This is a genomic window from Mesorhizobium sp. USDA 4132 (assembly GCF_056279545.1).
Window position 1 is genome coordinate 3,984,396 of record NZ_JBWCCP010000001.1, and the last position, 15,152, is coordinate 3,999,547.

Genomic DNA, 15,152 nt, shown 5'->3' on the forward strand with positions numbered 1-15,152 from the left:
GGAAAAACACATGAAATATCAAACCCAAAAGGTCGCCATGCTGTATTTTTACGGCGCGCTCGGCCTGTTCATCGCACAGATCCTGTTCGGTGTTCTGGCGGGAACGATCTACGTCCTGCCGAACACGCTTTCGGAACTGCTGCCCTTCAACATCGTGCGGATGATCCACACCAATGCGCTCATCGTCTGGCTGCTGATGGGTTTCATGGGATCGACCTACTACCTGCTGCCCGAGGAGTCCGAAACCGAGCTGTTCAGCACCAGGATCGCGGTTGCGCAGTTCTGGCTTTTCCTCGTCGCGGCGGCGATCGCCGTGGTCGGTTATCTGTTCCACTATCATGAAGGCCGCGAATTTCTGGAACAGCCGTTCCTCATCAAGGTCGGTATCGTCATCGTCGCGCTGATGTTCCTGTTCAACGTGACGCTCACGGTGCTCAAGGGCCGCAAGACCGTCGTCACCAACATCCTGATCTTCGGCCTCTGGGGCGTCGCGATCTTCTTCCTGTTCGCCTTCTACAACCCGGCCAATCTCGCGCTCGACAAGATGTACTGGTGGTATGTCGTCCATCTCTGGGTCGAGGGCGTCTGGGAACTGATCATGGCCTCGGTGCTGGCCTTCCTGATGATCAAGCTGAACGGCATCGACCGCGAAGTGGTCGAAAAATGGCTCTACGTGATCGTCGGCCTTGCCCTCTTCTCCGGCATTCTCGGCACCGGCCACCACTTCTACTGGATCGGCGCCCCCGGCTACTGGCAGTGGATCGGCTCGCTCTTTTCGACGCTCGAAGTGGCTCCCTTCTTCACCATGGTCGTCTTCACTTTCGTGATGACCTGGAAGGCGGGGCGCAAACACCCGAACCGGGCCGCACTTCTCTGGTCGATCGGTTGCTCGGTCATGGCCTTCTTCGGCGCGGGTGTCTGGGGCTTCCTCCACACGCTGTCTTCGGTCAACTATTATACCCACGGCACCCAGCTCACTGCCGCCCATGGCCATCTCGCCTTCTTCGGCGCCTATGTGATGCTGAACCTTGCCGTCATGGCCTATGCGGTGCCGGAGCTTCGGGGCCGCAGCCCTTATAACCAGTGGCTTTCGATGGCCAGCTTCTGGATCATGTGCATAGCCATGTCCGTCATGACCTTCGCACTGACCTTTGCCGGCGTCCTTCAGGTGCACCTGCAGCGTGTCCTTGGCGAAAGCTTCATGGATGTCCAGGACCAGCTGGCGATCTTCTACTGGGTCCGGCTCGGATCGGGCGCATTCGTGCTCATCTCGGCGCTGATGTTCCTCTGGGCCCTGTTCGTCCCGGGCCGCGAACGGCGTCCCGCCGGCACCACAAGAATCCAACCGGCCGAATGATGCAGCGCGGCTCCGTTTCAACGACGGAGCCGCCCTTCTCGGTCCCTTTAAGATCAGGACATTCCAATGACCATGATTTCCACGATAAAGCCGGCCCAGGCCGCACCGATTTCCCACTACATTCCCGCCGGCAACGAATGCGAGCTGTTCGAAACGGCCTGGAAGCGGCAGCTTCCGCTTCTCCTGAAAGGCCCGACCGGATGCGGAAAGACCCGCTTCGTTTGCCATATGGCCGAGCGTCTCGGACTGCCGCTTGCGACCGTCTCCTGCCATGACGATCTGGCCGCCGCCGATCTCACCGGCCGGTTCCTCCTGAAGGGCGGCGAAACCATCTGGGTGGACGGCCCCCTGACGAAGGCGGTACGCCGTGGCGGCATCTGCTATCTCGACGAAATCGTCGAAGCGCGGAAGGATGTCGCCGTGGTCATCCACCCGCTGACCGACGACCGCCGTATCCTGCCGCTCGAAAGGACCGGAGAGGTGTTGGCGGCCCCGCCGGAGTTCATGCTGGTCGTCTCCTACAACCCCGGCTACCAGAACATCCTCAAGGCATTGAAGCCTTCGACCAAGCAGCGCTTCGTCGCCATCGAGTTCGACTTCCTTCCCCTGGAGCAGGAAGTGGCGATCGTTGCGGCCGAAAGCGGCCTTTCCGAGCGCCATGTCGTGCCGCTGGTAAACCTTGCCCATCGCCTGCGCGCCTTGAAGGGACACGACCTGGAAGAGGGCGTATCGACGCGCCTGCTCGTCTACTGCGCCACGCTGATCGAAAGCGGGCTCGACCCGCGCCGTGCGATACGGGCTGCCATGATCGAGCCGCTGACCGACGATCCGGACGTGCGTGCGGCGTTGATCGAAGTGGCGAATGCCGTGGTTGCCTGAGGTGCTATGATGCTGGACTTTCTCGAGCTGGAAGAAACTGTCGGCAAGGCCTGGCACCGCCTGGTCGGCCAGACACGAAGCCTGCCGCGCTATCCCGAGCAAGCGGTGACGCTGGACGAGATGAAACCTGTCCTCGCATCCTGCTTCCGCGGGTTCGGGGGCGATCACGCGGTCCAGCTCGTGGCGGCCCATCAGCGCACGTCGAAACACCGCCTGAAGCTTCGCCAGCTTGTGGGGCTCGGCGAGGAGCGGATTGCCCAGTCGGGCCGGGATTTCGCCCGCGCGATGCTGCCTGATGTCATCGACTTCTTTCCGGACCGCAGCCTGAACCGAGCATTGTACGTCTGGCTGACGGCGGCAATAGCTACATTGCCCGAGGCCCGGCCAGCCTCGCCGGATCCCCTCGCACGGGATCTCGAGCGGCTGCATATGGCGATCTCCAATGTGGACGAAACGCTTGCCGCATTTCCCGGCTTGCGCCAAGTCTATCGAAGCTTATGTCAGGAAACGCTTACCGATCGGCGCCGCGGCAGGCTTCCCTCGGTGGAACGGCTGCTGGAAAGCAGGATCGTCAGCCTGCTGCGGGCAGGCGCCGGCCTGCCGGACGACACGCCGAGCGCGATCTTCCCCCGCCATGCCCCACCGGGCTACCAGCCGATGATGGACGTGCCGCTCTGGCCGGAATTCTTATCCCATGAGGAAACCCGTTCTTCGGCGGAGGATTCGGAAACCCCGCTCGGCGATCCGGAGGGTCCGGCCGGGAAGAGAAGGTTCAGCGCGAAGCGCGAGCGGGAGGACGAGAAGCGCTCCGAGCGGAGCCCGTTCATCCTCAACCGCTTCGAGAAAATTCTGGCGATGACGGAAATGGTCAATGTCGACCGACCGACCGACGACAAGCCCGAGGAAGACGGCAAGGCCGCCGAGGATCTCGACGAAATGGTTCTGGGACGCCGCAAGGAACGCCCCTCCTCGCGTTTCCACTTCGATCTCGACCTTCCGCCGGAAATGGTCGATCTCCAGGAAATCGCCGCCGAACTGACCTATCCCGAATGGGACTACCGGAAGGCAACCTATCTGAAGAACCATTGCCGGGTCCTCGCCGTCCCGACATCAGCGAGCGGCGACCGCCTCGAAACGTCGGAAGACACGAAGGCGCTGGTGAGGAAGGTGCGCAAGCAGTTCGAGATCCTGCGGCCGCGCCAGGAAATGCTGAAGTCGCAGCTGGACGGCGTGGAACTCGATCTCGACGCCGTCGTCCGGCGCCGGACCGATCTCCTGGCCGGAGGGCAGGCAACCGACCGTATCCACGTGGCAAGCCGGCCGCGCACGCCGGATCTTGCCGTCACCATTCTTGTCGACGTTTCCCTCTCCACCGATGCCTGGATCGACAACCGGCGGGTTCTGGATGTCGAGAAGGAAGCGCTTCTCGTCCTTGCGCAGGGCCTGACCGCCTGCGGCACGGATCACTCGATCCTCACCTTCACTTCCCGACGCCGCTCCTGGGTACGGGTCGAGACCGTGAAAGGCTTCGACGAGCGGCTTTCTCCGGTTGTCGAGGATCGGATCGCCGGCCTGAAACCCGGATATTACACCCGCCTCGGAGCCGCCCTGCGGCACGCCACGGCGGACCTCGCAAAACGCCCCAACCGGACCCGTCTGCTTCTCGTGCTGACCGATGGCAAGCCCAACGATATCGACCACTACGAGGGGCGTTTCGCGATGGAAGACAGCCGCCGCGCCGTGCAGGAAGCAAGGCGCCTCGGCGTCAACATCTACGCCGTGACGGTGGACAAGGATGCGAAATCCTATCTTCCGACGATGTTCGGACGCAACGGTTATGCGGTTGTCGGAGATATTTCAAAGCTTCCGGCGGCTCTGCCCGCCATCTATCGCGGCCTGACGGGATAGGGAAGCCCGGCCGCATGGAGGTCCGGCTCGGCGGATGCCGGACCTCCATTTCCCGTTCTGAACCCTATGCCGCCTTGCTGAACGACCTGCCGCTTCTGTTCAGATAGGCATCGAATGCAGAGGCCGCGGCCCTGACGATGAACCGGTGATCCTCCGAGACGCGGATGATGCCGCCCCGGCGTTCGATCAGGCCGTCTCGTTCCAGCTCATCGAGCCGATCGTTGCCCCGCAGCAGAAGCTCGGCATCGAAGCCATGCGCTGCCGCAAGGGCCGCAACATCCACCGCAAAGTCGCACATCAGCCTTTCGATCACTTCGCCGCGCAGACGGTCTTCGAGTGTGAGGCGGTAGCCCTTGGCGACCGGCAATTCGCCTTTCGACACCCGGGTCGCATAAAGGCCCGGCGGAACCTCGTTCTGGATATACCCTTGCGGCAACCGGCCAATCGACGACGCACCGAGCCCGATCAGGGCGTCGCAGGCGTCCGTCGTGTACCCCTGGAAATTCCGGTGCAGCCGGCCTTCAGTCTGCGCAAGCGAGAGGTCGTCGCCCGGCAGGGCGAAATGGTCGAGACCGATCCTGACATATCCTGCCGCCATTAAGGCCTCGGCGATCGCCGATGCCTGAAGCGCCCGCTCCCGTGCATCCGGAAGCGCCGCCTCGTCGATGAGCCGCTGGTGCTTCTTGAAGCTCGGGATATGCGCATAGCCGAAGACGGCAAGACGATCCGGCCGCATGCGGACAGCTGCTTCGACGGTCTCGACGCAGGATTCGACCGTCTGAAACGGCAGCCCATAGATGAGGTCGAAATTGATCGCGTTGATGTTGTTATGGCGAAGATGCTCGACGGCATCCATCGTCGTCTCGACGCTCTGAACACGGTTGATCGCCTTCTGGACCTTCAGATCGAAGCTCTGGACGCCAAGGCTTGCGCGGGTGACGCCCGACTGACCGAGCGCAGCTGCCATCTCCTCGGTCAAGGTTCGCGGATCGATTTCGACCGCGGCATTGACGGCGCCCGCAAAACCGAGACGGTCGCGAAACGCGTCCATCAGCGCGATGAACTCCTCTGGCCTGATAATGGTCGGCGTACCGCCACCGAAGTGGATTTCCCCGACGCTGAAGCTGTCGTTTCTGACGGATGCCAGAAGCTCGATCTCCCGGTGCAATGTCTCGATATAGTCGAGAATGGGCCTGTCGCGCTCGGTGATCGTCGTGTGACAGCCGCAATACCAGCACATCGACCGACAGAAGGGGATGTGGATGTAGAGCGAGGTTGGCTGTCCTTGGGGCAACGCCTTCAGCCAGGCCGGATAGTCGAGGGCGTCGAAATCCGAGCTGAAGTTCGGAGCCGTCGGATAGCTCGTGTAGCGCGGCAGCCGTGCATCGCCATATTTCTCGATTATCGCTGCGGACATGTCGGGCTCCTTTCAGTTTTCTTCAAAGAGCATTTAGCTGGCCGGCACCTGCCTCTCTTTGTGCAAAATCAACGACAGCGTCCTGTTTCTGCAAAATATTTGTCCCGCCGCAAATTCCGCCGATCGCGCCGCTGCTAAGCCATCGAGGCGGCCGGGATCGGCCAGGCCGCTGCACCAGCTCGAAAGGCCCAGAACAAACCATGTCGGATATTGAGATCCCCTCCATCGACGTCAGGACGCTCGCGCCCGCCGAACGTCACCCGAAGATTTTTGGCGTGCTGACGTCCCTCATTCCCGGCGGCGTCATGCATGTCACGAGCGACCATGATCCCCGACCGCTGCACTACCAGATCGAGAGCCGGTATCCGGAAGAGTTCGACTGGCAATATCTCGAACAGGGTCCGGATGTCTGGCGCGTCGAAATCCAGCGGGCGCAAAGCTCCGGCTGCGATTGCTGCTGCGGACATTGAAAGACGAAAGCCATGCCCGGCGCCACTCTCTCCCCCTGGACGATGTCCTATTTCGCGACGGCGCTGGTCTGCCTGGTCGCCGGGCTGGCCTTGACGATATCGGGCTTCGGATATCCATCCGCTCCCATCAACGATCCGGCCTCGCTGGTGATCGTCCACCTGATCGCGGTCGGCTGGCTCGGTCTCCTGTTTGCCGGATCGCTGCTTCAGTTCGTGCCGGTGATCGCCTCGCGACAGCTGCAATCCCCCCATCTCGCCCTGCCCGTGCTGCTGCTGACCATGATCGGGCTTCCCCTGCTGCTGACCGGCTTTCTGGGCCTGGCCGATATCGTGCCCCTCTGGACATGGGCACTGCCGGTGGGAGGCCTCCTCCTGACGCTGGCATTTATAGGCCTCTGCTGGATGGTCGTAAGCACTCTCGCGGCAGCCCGGCCGTACTCGCTGCCGGCAAAGTTCGTCGCGCTCGGCTGCGTGCCACTGATCGCCACGGTGCTGGTCGGGCTGCTGTTTGCCCTTTCCCTCTCCGGCCTTACTGATAATCCGCATCTCGTCGGGCTGGTTCTGTCAGCCGGACCGGCGCACGCTTATCTCGGCTTGTTCGGATGGATGACCATCACCGCGATCGGCGTCAGCTACCGCCTCCTGACGATGTTCCTGCTGTCGCCGGAAAGAACCCGCGGGACAAGCCGGGCGATCGGCTGGCTATCGGCCGCCGCCCTCGTGGCCGCCGGCTGTGGCATTTTCTCCGATGGAACCGGCTTGACCGCGGACTGGCCGCTTTACCTGGCGATCGCCCTTTCAGGACTTGCCGCTCTTCTCTACATGCTCGATATCCACTCGATCTTCCGCGCACGGAAACGGAGGTCCGTGGAGCTGAACGTGATGGCGAGCCTGGTGGCGATCGGCATGCTGGTCTTTTGTCTCGTTCTTTTTGCCGCCGCGATCGTGATCGGCAAACTGCCTGAGATGGTGATGCCAGTCGCCTACCTCTTCACCTTCGGATGGCTGACCGGGCTCGGCCTCGGGCAGCTCTACAAGATCGTGGCATTCATGACGTGGCTGGAGTTTTACGGCCCCGTTCTTGGCCGCACAGCCGTCCCGCGCGTCCAGGACCTCGTCAACGAGCGGCGGGCATCCTTGTGGTTCGCGCTCTATTTCACCGCGACGGCAACGGCGACCGCGGTCCTGATCCTCGACATGCCGGAGATGTTCAGGGCGGCTACATTCGCTCAGCTCGCGGCTGTTTGCGCTCTCGCCTTCGAGTTCATCCAGGCCCGCCGCCTCGCCATGGTCCCGGTCGCGACCCGGCTGCCATCGGCCATCGCCGCACGGCGGCTCATCTTACCAAGCTTCAACGGGAGGTCACGATGACCCAGGAATTCAAGGAACTTGATGTCAGGCCCATCCTGAAGAACGGCGGCGAGCCGTTCGAAGCGATCATGACGGCGGTCGCCGCGCTGCAGCCCGGTCAGGGACTGAAGTTGCTCGCGCCCTTCAAGCCGCAACCGCTCTATCGCGTCCTCGATGCCAGAGGCTTCGATCACGCCGTTATCGAACTCGACGGCGGGGATTTCGAGGTGCGCTTCACGCCGCGCCAGCAAGAAGCGGTCGCGCTCTCTGAAAACGCGGTCTCGCCCGAACTCTGGGCAGAACCGTCCGTGCAGCTCGACCTTTCCGATCTCGATCCGCCGGAACCGATGGAGCGAATTCTCGGCGCGGCCGAATCGCTCAACCCGGGCGAGGTGATCTTCGCGGTGCTGGCACGCGAGCCCGTCTTCCTGTTCCCGGAACTGACGCGCCGGGGCCATCAATGGGTGGGCAATTTCGATCGGGACGGCAGCGCCTACCGCATCATGATCCGCATCGGCAAAGGGGTTGCCGATGCCTGACAAGTCCGAGCAGGCCAACCTGATCGAACAGGTCAGGCAACAACTCTCCATGGTCATCGATCCGGAGATGGGACGCAGCGTCGTGGACATGGGCCTGATCTACGGCATCGAGGCGGATCAGGCCGGCGACATGCACATATCGATGACGACCACGACGAAAGGCTGCCCCGCCTCGACCTTTCTGAAGGAAGCCATCCAGGCCTGTGCCGCATCGGTCGCCGGCGTAAAGAGCGTCGAGGTGGAGCTGACCTACGACCCGCCGTGGAACGCATCGATGATGACGCCATGAAGCTTCTAACGCTGATCAGGCGCTGGGGAGGGGCCCGGCACCACGATAGGACGCCGCTCGTTTCGCATGCGGGAAATGTCCGGGACAAGCGCCATGTGGTCTACGAGATGGTAGCATCCGGCGCTGCGGACGACCCGGCCTTGTTCATCATCGAGGAAATCGAGCGCCTGAGCGACTCAATCGCCCGGGAGATCTGAGGCATTTCGCCGGGTTGTCCGGCGCCCGTTTCAGAACGCCTATCCCGCTCCGTTATCCCTTCGTGCTTTCGGCCAGCGCCAGCAGGCCTTCGGCATCCTTCACCAGCAGCTTCTGGCGTCCGCCTTCGACCAGGCCTTTCGCCTCCCATGCGCTCATGATCCGTGAGACGGTATGCAGCGTCGTGCCGGTCATCTCGGCTATGTCCTGCCGGGAGATCGGGAAGTCGATCCGCACCGCGTCGCCCTCCTTGCGGCCCGCATGCTTGGCCAGCCTCAGAACCGCGTGGGCGACCCGCTGCTCGACCTCCTGCGTCGACATCTCCCGGATGCGGGCATGGGCTTCTTCCAGCCGCTGCCCGATCGTCTGCATGGCGGTCACCGCAAGGCGGGGATTGCGATCGACGAACTGCGGCCAGAGTTCCGTCGGCCAGCAAAGCGCGATGCTTTCCGCAACGGCCATCGCCGTGCCGGGATAGTCCATCCGTTGAAGCGCCTTGGCAAAACCGAAGAGATCGCCCGGGTGGACGACGCGCACGATGATCTGCTGGCCGTCTTCGGTGACCTGCGTGACCTTTAGCCTGCCATGCAGGAGCAGATAGAAATGCGCCGCGACCGCCCCCTGTTCGAAGACGGCTTCGCCCACAGGCACCCTGCGGGAGGTCGCGTGAGCAAGAAGCGCTTCCGTATCGGCATCCTCCATCCTTTCGAACAGGGGAAAACTTCTCACGAGGCTCTTATCGATCTTCAACGGCCTATGCTCCGCTACGGTCCGCGCGAACCTAGCACAGCCCGCGGCGAGATCGAAGATGCGCTATTGCCGCGCCGGCAGCAAACATTCCCGCGTCTACTTGCGACGCCGCAATGAAGGGCGTCGCCGCCGCCGCTACAAGGGTGCCGAACAAGGAGTTCCGAAGATGACGACAATTCCGGCCGGGCGGCGACCTGGAAGCATCCCGAGGGGACTTTCCACAACCGCCCCCATCATATTCTCCTACGGCTTCCGGCCATTTTTTCTCTCGTCGGCCCTCTGGGCGGCTGCCGCGATGCTGTTATGGATGGCAAGCCTGGCCGGACTGATCGACGTGGCGGTTTCCTACGGCACCGTCCATTGGCATGCACACGAGATGCTGTTCGGTTATGCGAGCGCCGTGCTGGCCGGTTTCCTGCTGACCGCGGTTCCCAACTGGACCGGCAGGCTGCCGGTGTCCGGTTGGCCACTGGTCTTCCTGTTCCTCGTATGGGTCGCCGGCCGGCTGGCGCTGCTTCTGTCCGACTTTATCGGCACCATGGCCGCCATCCTGGCCGACAGCGCCTTTCTGCCCCTCCTCCTCTTCATCTGCGTGCGCGAGGTGGTCGCAGGACGGAAGTGGAAGGATCTGAAGGTCGTGGGTGGCCTGATCGCCCTCTCCGCCGCAAACATCCTGTATCATCTGGCGGTGGCCGGCGGGCAGCACCCATCCGTGGGTATCAAGCTCGCCCTCTCGGCCTATACCGCAATGATCCTCATAGTCGGCGGCCGAATTATCCCGAGCTTCACCCGCAACTGGATCAACAAGACCGGACGGACGGATTTCCCCGCCGCCTACGACCGGTTTGATACGGCAGCCATCCTGTGCGGGGTCGCCGCCCTGGCCGCCTGGGTCATTCTAGGCGACGGAAAGCTCGTTGCGGGGGCGGCAGGACTGGCGGCAATCATGCATACGGTTCGGCTCGCGCGCTGGCGCGGCTGGACGACGACGGCCGAAATGCTGGTGACGATCATGCATATCGCCTACCTGTTCGTCCCGCTGGGGTTCCTTGCGATAGGCCTTGCAGCCGTGGACCTCTTCGACGAGACCTCGGCTATCCACGTCCTGAGCGTCGGAACCGTGACCACGATGATGCTCGCCGTCATGACAAGGGCAAGCCGGGGCCATACCGGACGGGTGCTGACCGCGTCGCGAACAACCGTCGCTTCTTATGGGGCGATCGTACTTTGCGCGCTCCTGAGGCCAAGCGCCGGCCTTTTCCCGGAATTTGCGAGCCTGATCTATTCACTGTCCGGGGCCGCATGGCTTGCCGCTTTCGGCCTGTTTGTCCTCGAATACGGACCGATGCTGACCCGCGTGCGGCGGCGGGTGGCGGAAGGATAAAGACCGCTCTGCGACAGGCGAGCCTCCTCGGGCCGGCATCAGATCAAGGCGCGATCTCGATCTCGCCCTCCATCCTGGCGATCTCAAAATCGCTGATGATCACATCCAGACGAAGTCGCCACCGCCCGGGTACCGGAAGCACGATATCGGGCACCGTCCAGCCGTCCTTTCCTTTCTCGGCCTTCCGCCTTATCGGCTCGATCCCGGCTCCGGGGTTAGAGAGCACGACCGTCACCTCCTGAGGATCGAGCAGCGACCGGTCGGTTTTGGCGATAACTGCGGATATCGCGACCTCCCCTACCCTGTCCGGCGTGATCCTGACATCAGCCACGGCCTTGCTGGTCTCCAGGTGAACGACGGCAGTCCTCTGGACTTCGGCGATCAAGGTGCGTGGTGGCGGCGTGAAGCGCCACGTCGCAGCCACCGCGAAAATGAGGAGCAGGATGACGGTCTCCGCGGCGATCGAACGAACGAGCTGGCGGATCGCCGCAGGCTCCCCCTTTTTCGAACCGGAGGTGAGTTTCCACCGGTTGATGGCTGCCAGGGCAAACAGCAGGGCGAGCAGCCCGAGCTTGACGAGGAATACGATCCCATACGCCGTCGTGACCAGCCCAGCCAGAGTGCGGACCTGGACGACGGCAAGCACGCATCCGGCCACGGCAAGGACCAGGACGGCCCATGGTATGAAGACCGAGAAGCGGTGCAATGCCGCGCCGGCCGCTTCTTTGTCTTTTCCGAACTCGGCCAGGAGCGGCAGCAGCGCACCGGCCCAGACAGCTATGGCCGCGACATGCAGGAAAACGGCCGGGCGCATCAGCCATTGCGGATCTGCAGCACTCGCGTGCCCGCTGAGGCATAGGGAAAATGCCGCGGTCACGACCGCCGATATCGATATCCAGCGGGCGTCCCTGCCCCGGCCGCTGGCCAGAGCGAGCCCCGCAAGCGCCAGGGCCGCGACCGCAAAAATGACCGTTGGTCCGAAGCTCGTGGTCATTCCCGCCTTCCAGACAGCCGGCACGAAAAGCCGCGAGATCGGCTCGCCCACCGGTGTCGAGCCCCTGGAAGCCGGCTGAAAGCAAGGCACCTGCGAAACCGATACCGAGCGCGGCAAGCACCTGCCTCAGCGCATTGCGGGAACCGTCCGCGAACCAGTGGATGGCAAACGCGCCGCCGACCCCGAAGAAGAGACCGACATAAAGCGCCACCTTGCCGATCCAGAGACCGGCGCGGACCGGCCAGTCGATATCGGCCGCAGTGCCCCGGGCGTTGGCGTTCGGCTGTCCGATCGAGAAGACGACCGAGCCGCCGATCGGGTGACCATCTTCCGAAACAACCCGCCAGGAAAGGAGATAACTGCCGTCCTTGAGGTCTCCGGGCGGCGTGATCTCGACCGCCTTGTCCTTCAGCACGAAGTTTTTCAGAGGGGCGATACTGCCATCCGGCCGCGTGAGCTTGAGGCTGGTCGGCGAGACAGGCTCGCTGAATGTCAGAGCGATTACACGCGGGGCCGTGGACACGACCGAGCCATCGCGCGGCTCGGTCGTATTGAGGGATGCATGGGCGGATGCCGCCGCCGTCATGACCAGCCACAGCAGGATCGCAGACACGAGGCGCTGCAGAGTACCGGTCAGTGAAAGTGCCTTGTGGCAAAGCGGCGTCATCGGCCTTCATGCTCCCGGGTGGATCGATGGCTTAGTTGGCGGTCTTCTGAAGAAGCTTGACGCCGGGGGCCGGGAGTTCAAGGTCCGACGCCTTCTGGCCTGCGGCCGGCACTTCGATCCAGCGTTCCTTGAGGCCTTCCGGGCACTCCTGGATCACCGGGAAATAGAGCATGTCGCCGGCTTTCAGATCGGCGGCAATCGTGCCCCGTAGAACGAACTCGTCATATTCGTCGTCGCCGAGATTACCGCCGCTCCAGACCACTTCCTTCACTCCTTCGGCGACGGGAGAACCGTGATTGTCGTAGGCCTTGGCATAGGCTCCCTTGACCTTGTCGAGCGTCCAACCCGCCTTCGGCTGCGGCTTGACACCGTAGAAACCCTCCGGAATCTGGACCCGCACGGTGTTCGTGGGCTTGCCCTCGCAGCCATGCGGCACGCGCAGCACCGCCTTATAGGTCGAGCCGACGGGAGCGTCTTTTCCTTCCAGGGTGACATGCGCCAAGGCGGCGGTGCTGCCGAATACGAGGATGGCGGTGGTTGTGGTGATTGTCTTCAACGTGATTGTCTTCAACATGTAACTCTCCATGCTTGGCCACGCGTTGGGCGGCCTGATCTTCGGGTGACTGGCAGCCACGAGGGCGCCGGCCGGTATGGCTGATGGCTTGAAAGGGCGGTCCTATCCGTGTTCCGGTCCGGCCGGCCGCGAGGGCGCGACACGCGGCTTCCGCCGCTTCGTTGCCGTTTGGCCAGGTGTGAACTCAGAAGATCGCGGGATTGCCCGACTTACAGCGGCCCGCGATCTCAATGTCGCGCGTCACGCTTAAGTCTTTGTTCCGCATGTCGTGTTGCAAGACGGCGTTCGTTTTGCACGACAAGCCTTCAGGCCGCCTGAGGCGGCGCGCGGGGATTCCCGGGAGAGGTTTCGGGGCGTTCGAAGGGACCTGTATCCACTTCGATTGGAAGCAGTTTGAAGGTGGCCTCCAGCCGGTTGTTCAGAAAATTGTCGGAAAATTGCGGCGCGAGCGCTGGAGCGAGAACGCTGCATGCCTGCGTGCAGCACTCGGGCAGTTTTGAGCCGTCCTTGTGATCGGATTGGCCGCTACCGCCAGCATGGGTAATGCAAAGCGGGTTCCCAAAGTCATCAAGGACGGGAGCTGCGACCGCCGAACCGAGAAGGAAGGACCCAAGCAGCATCTGCACGACGAGCGCGTAGGCCGCGATCGACGCGAACACAACACTCCAGGCAGCTGCTTTGCGGTTCTTCACGGTCCCCTCATCAGTTGCGGCAAGCCGCGGATGTCCGATTTGGACATCCGTTATTGGCACGGCACGGTGACATCTGTCTATGCGCCCTTCCGCCACAGCGTTCTTTGATGCGCATCAAACTCTCGGCTCAGCGCTCTTACGGCGGACTCGGTTAGTTAAACTGGGCAAGGCCCGGAACGCAACAAGCCCTCCTGGTTGGGAGAGCTTGTTGATGATAGTTTTGGATTTGGTTGCATGGGCTCATAACCAACGATTCCTGCGATTGGTTGAGCGGCACGTTCCCGAAATCGCAGCGTAGCATTATCTACCGCCTCGATAGGATATGAACCGGCGAACCCGTTGTCTATTTGTCTCTAAATCAGAGACTTAACAATCACGTTTTGTGAGAGTTCTGCCGAGCTGGAATCGTGTCCGTCGTGCATGGCGGTTCGCATTCAGACCGCCAAGATTTCCCGATCTTCAGATTTGCGACAATCCCCCATCGACGGTAAGTTCAATACCGTTGACATACTTGGCGTCCTGCGACGCGAGGAACAGGGCGGCGGTCGCGATCTCGACCGGCTCCGCCATATAGCCGAGCGGAACTTCGCGAGCCGCAAAGTCTTTTAGGGCTTCGATCTCGGCCTGCCCAATATGGAGGCCGTTTTCCATGAGAGGGGTGAGCGTGAAGCCCGGGCTGAGTGCGTTGACGCAGATTTTCCGACCGCGAAGATCGTTGGCCCAAGTTCGTGCGAACGACCTGACAGCGGCTTTCGAAGCATTGTAAAGACTTAGCCCCTCCATGCCGTTGTTTGAGCAATGGAGAAACCGATTCCGGTCGATCCCCCGGTTACGACAACATCTCAAGCTCGACCTTGATCGTTTACGGGACTCCGACAGCTTTCAAAAATTCCCGCCCGATGAATCAGAGAGAAAACTTCGTCAAGCAGTCTTCTGCCGCATTTGGCTGACTGTGAGCCAAACCGCCGAGACAAGAAAATAGAAAGCACCGAGACCAGCATAGCCGGCAACATTGGCAATTGAAGGCTCAACGGGCTTCAGCGCTTGGGCGATGAAGAACGCGCCTGCTATTGCCGACTGGCCGCCACTCAGGATCATTGCCCACTGCCCACCGCTCGTCTTCCAGCGCCGAACCGCTGTGGCAAGCTGTGACAGGCCGGAAAAGATTGCCCACAGACCAAAGCCGCCAAGGACCCAGTTCATACTCATTGTGAGCGCGACAATGACTGCAACGGTCATAATCAAACTGACCGCAACGTTTATTGCCTGGCTCCGGTTGTTCGCCAGGCCGCCGTTTCGTGCGGCATCGACGTAATTGGCGGCCGCATCCCAGGCGGGGTAGATAATCAGCAGAATGGCCGCGATAGTGAAAGACTGGCGGCCGGCCGTCAGCGCTGCTGCGACCCAGATTATGGAAAACGCCGCTCGCGCAAAGTAGTACCGCTTCAGCCAGTAATGCCCGCCGTTTTCGGCGATGTCCGTTTGGTAGTTTGTCATAGTGAAATCCTAATTCTGGTTTGATTGAGTTGTTCTTCTGGTTTCAAGCATGTTGGAAAGCACACGTAGACGACGTGCTTTCCGAAGGGTGTCTTGTCTCCCCGATTGCCTTGCCCGATCCGCTCGCTCTCGCCTGAAAACCGTCCGGGAGATTTATGCATGGAACTGGGTTCCTCATGCTCCCGCCTTC

16 protein-coding genes and 1 pseudogene are annotated in these 15,152 nt (G+C 62.0%); 9 read left to right on the plus strand and 8 right to left on the minus strand.

Features of this window, described 5'->3' with window-relative positions; translation table 11 throughout:
* Window positions 1-10: 10 nt before the first annotated feature.
* The 3 genes from ACZ9IU_RS19930 to ACZ9IU_RS19940 all read left to right on the plus strand — a co-directional run bounded on the left by ACZ9IU_RS19930 (window position 11) and on the right by ACZ9IU_RS19940 (window position 4,144).
* Complete coding sequence (locus ACZ9IU_RS19930; RefSeq protein WP_038546247.1) at window positions 11-1,357, plus strand: cbb3-type cytochrome c oxidase subunit I; 1,347 nt, start codon at window positions 11-13, stop codon at window positions 1,355-1,357.
* Between the two features lie 66 nt (window positions 1,358-1,423).
* On the plus strand, window positions 1,424-2,236 hold the full coding sequence (locus ACZ9IU_RS19935; protein WP_437179030.1) for a CbbQ/NirQ/NorQ/GpvN family protein: 813 nt from the start codon (window positions 1,424-1,426) through the stop codon (window positions 2,234-2,236).
* 9 nt (window positions 2,237-2,245) lie between these two features.
* Entirely contained in the window at window positions 2,246-4,144 is a 1,899-nt protein-coding gene (locus tag ACZ9IU_RS19940; protein ID WP_038549741.1) for a nitric oxide reductase activation protein NorD, read from the plus strand.
* 64 nt (window positions 4,145-4,208) lie between these two features.
* Here the strand turns inward: ACZ9IU_RS19940 and hemN are convergent, their stop codons facing one another.
* Window positions 4,209-5,561: an oxygen-independent coproporphyrinogen III oxidase gene (gene hemN, locus ACZ9IU_RS19945; protein ID WP_038546252.1), complete on the minus strand. Its 1,353-nt coding sequence runs from the start codon at window positions 5,559-5,561 to the stop codon at window positions 4,209-4,211.
* Window positions 5,562-5,761: 200 nt separating this feature from the next.
* Between hemN and ACZ9IU_RS19950 the strand changes: the two genes are divergently transcribed.
* The 5 genes from ACZ9IU_RS19950 to ACZ9IU_RS19970 are packed head-to-tail and all read left to right on the plus strand — an operon-like array spanning window position 5,762 to window position 8,406.
* Window positions 5,762-6,031, plus strand: coding sequence for a DUF2249 domain-containing protein (locus ACZ9IU_RS19950; protein WP_038546255.1), 270 nt, complete (start codon window positions 5,762-5,764; stop codon window positions 6,029-6,031).
* A gap of 12 nt (window positions 6,032-6,043) precedes the next feature.
* The gene (locus ACZ9IU_RS19955; RefSeq protein ID WP_038546258.1) at window positions 6,044-7,402 is read left to right on the plus strand and encodes a hypothetical protein; all 1,359 of its coding nucleotides are present in this window, start codon (window positions 6,044-6,046) and stop codon (window positions 7,400-7,402) included.
* Window positions 7,399-7,920 (plus strand): DUF2249 domain-containing protein, encoded by a 522-nt coding sequence (locus tag ACZ9IU_RS19960; RefSeq protein ID WP_038546259.1) that lies wholly within the window; start codon window positions 7,399-7,401, stop codon window positions 7,918-7,920. The genes ACZ9IU_RS19955 and ACZ9IU_RS19960 overlap by 4 nt, the downstream gene beginning before the upstream one ends.
* Window positions 7,913-8,209 (plus strand): metal-sulfur cluster assembly factor, encoded by a 297-nt coding sequence (locus ACZ9IU_RS19965; protein ID WP_038546260.1) that lies wholly within the window; start codon window positions 7,913-7,915, stop codon window positions 8,207-8,209. Before ACZ9IU_RS19960 ends, ACZ9IU_RS19965 begins: the two co-directional genes overlap by 8 nt.
* A complete protein-coding gene (locus ACZ9IU_RS19970) occupies window positions 8,206-8,406 on the plus strand; it encodes a hypothetical protein (RefSeq protein ID WP_038546262.1) in 201 nt (66 codons plus the stop codon). Before ACZ9IU_RS19965 ends, ACZ9IU_RS19970 begins: the two co-directional genes overlap by 4 nt.
* Window positions 8,407-8,458: 52 nt before the next feature.
* On the opposite strand, the gene ACZ9IU_RS19975 is transcribed toward ACZ9IU_RS19970, so the two are convergent.
* Window positions 8,459-9,154: a Crp/Fnr family transcriptional regulator gene (locus ACZ9IU_RS19975; protein ID WP_038546264.1), complete on the minus strand. Its 696-nt coding sequence runs from the start codon at window positions 9,152-9,154 to the stop codon at window positions 8,459-8,461.
* A 166-nt stretch (window positions 9,155-9,320) separates the two neighbouring features.
* Between ACZ9IU_RS19975 and ACZ9IU_RS19980 the strand changes: the two genes are divergently transcribed.
* Window positions 9,321-10,538 carry an NnrS family protein gene (locus ACZ9IU_RS19980; protein ID WP_038549743.1) on the plus strand — a complete coding sequence of 406 codons (1,218 nt, stop codon included), beginning with the start codon at window positions 9,321-9,323 and terminating at the stop codon, window positions 10,536-10,538.
* A 43-nt stretch (window positions 10,539-10,581) separates the two neighbouring features.
* Here the strand turns inward: ACZ9IU_RS19980 and ACZ9IU_RS19985 are convergent, their stop codons facing one another.
* The 6 genes and pseudogenes from ACZ9IU_RS19985 to ACZ9IU_RS20010 form a co-directional block, all read right to left on the minus strand.
* Complete coding sequence (locus tag ACZ9IU_RS19985) at window positions 10,582-11,532, minus strand: CopD family protein (RefSeq protein WP_498957666.1); 951 nt, start codon at window positions 11,530-11,532, stop codon at window positions 10,582-10,584.
* Between the two features lie 346 nt (window positions 11,533-11,878).
* Window positions 11,879-12,199 (minus strand): annotated as a pseudogene (locus ACZ9IU_RS19990) (copper resistance CopC family protein); the annotation flags it as partial.
* Between the two features lie 31 nt (window positions 12,200-12,230).
* Window positions 12,231-12,773 carry a YcnI family copper-binding membrane protein gene (locus ACZ9IU_RS19995; protein ID WP_038546268.1) on the minus strand — a complete coding sequence of 181 codons (543 nt, stop codon included), beginning with the start codon at window positions 12,771-12,773 and terminating at the stop codon, window positions 12,231-12,233.
* Window positions 12,774-13,078: 305 nt separating this feature from the next.
* Window positions 13,079-13,465: a hypothetical protein gene (locus ACZ9IU_RS20000; RefSeq protein WP_157885184.1), complete on the minus strand. Its 387-nt coding sequence runs from the start codon at window positions 13,463-13,465 to the stop codon at window positions 13,079-13,081.
* Between the two features lie 459 nt (window positions 13,466-13,924).
* Window positions 13,925-14,248 carry an SDR family NAD(P)-dependent oxidoreductase gene (locus ACZ9IU_RS20005; RefSeq protein ID WP_080719227.1) on the minus strand — a complete coding sequence of 108 codons (324 nt, stop codon included), beginning with the start codon at window positions 14,246-14,248 and terminating at the stop codon, window positions 13,925-13,927.
* A 138-nt stretch (window positions 14,249-14,386) separates the two neighbouring features.
* Window positions 14,387-14,962, minus strand: a complete 576-nt coding sequence (locus ACZ9IU_RS20010; protein ID WP_038546271.1) for a DUF308 domain-containing protein — start codon at window positions 14,960-14,962, stop codon at window positions 14,387-14,389.
* Window positions 14,963-15,152 lie beyond the last annotated feature (190 nt).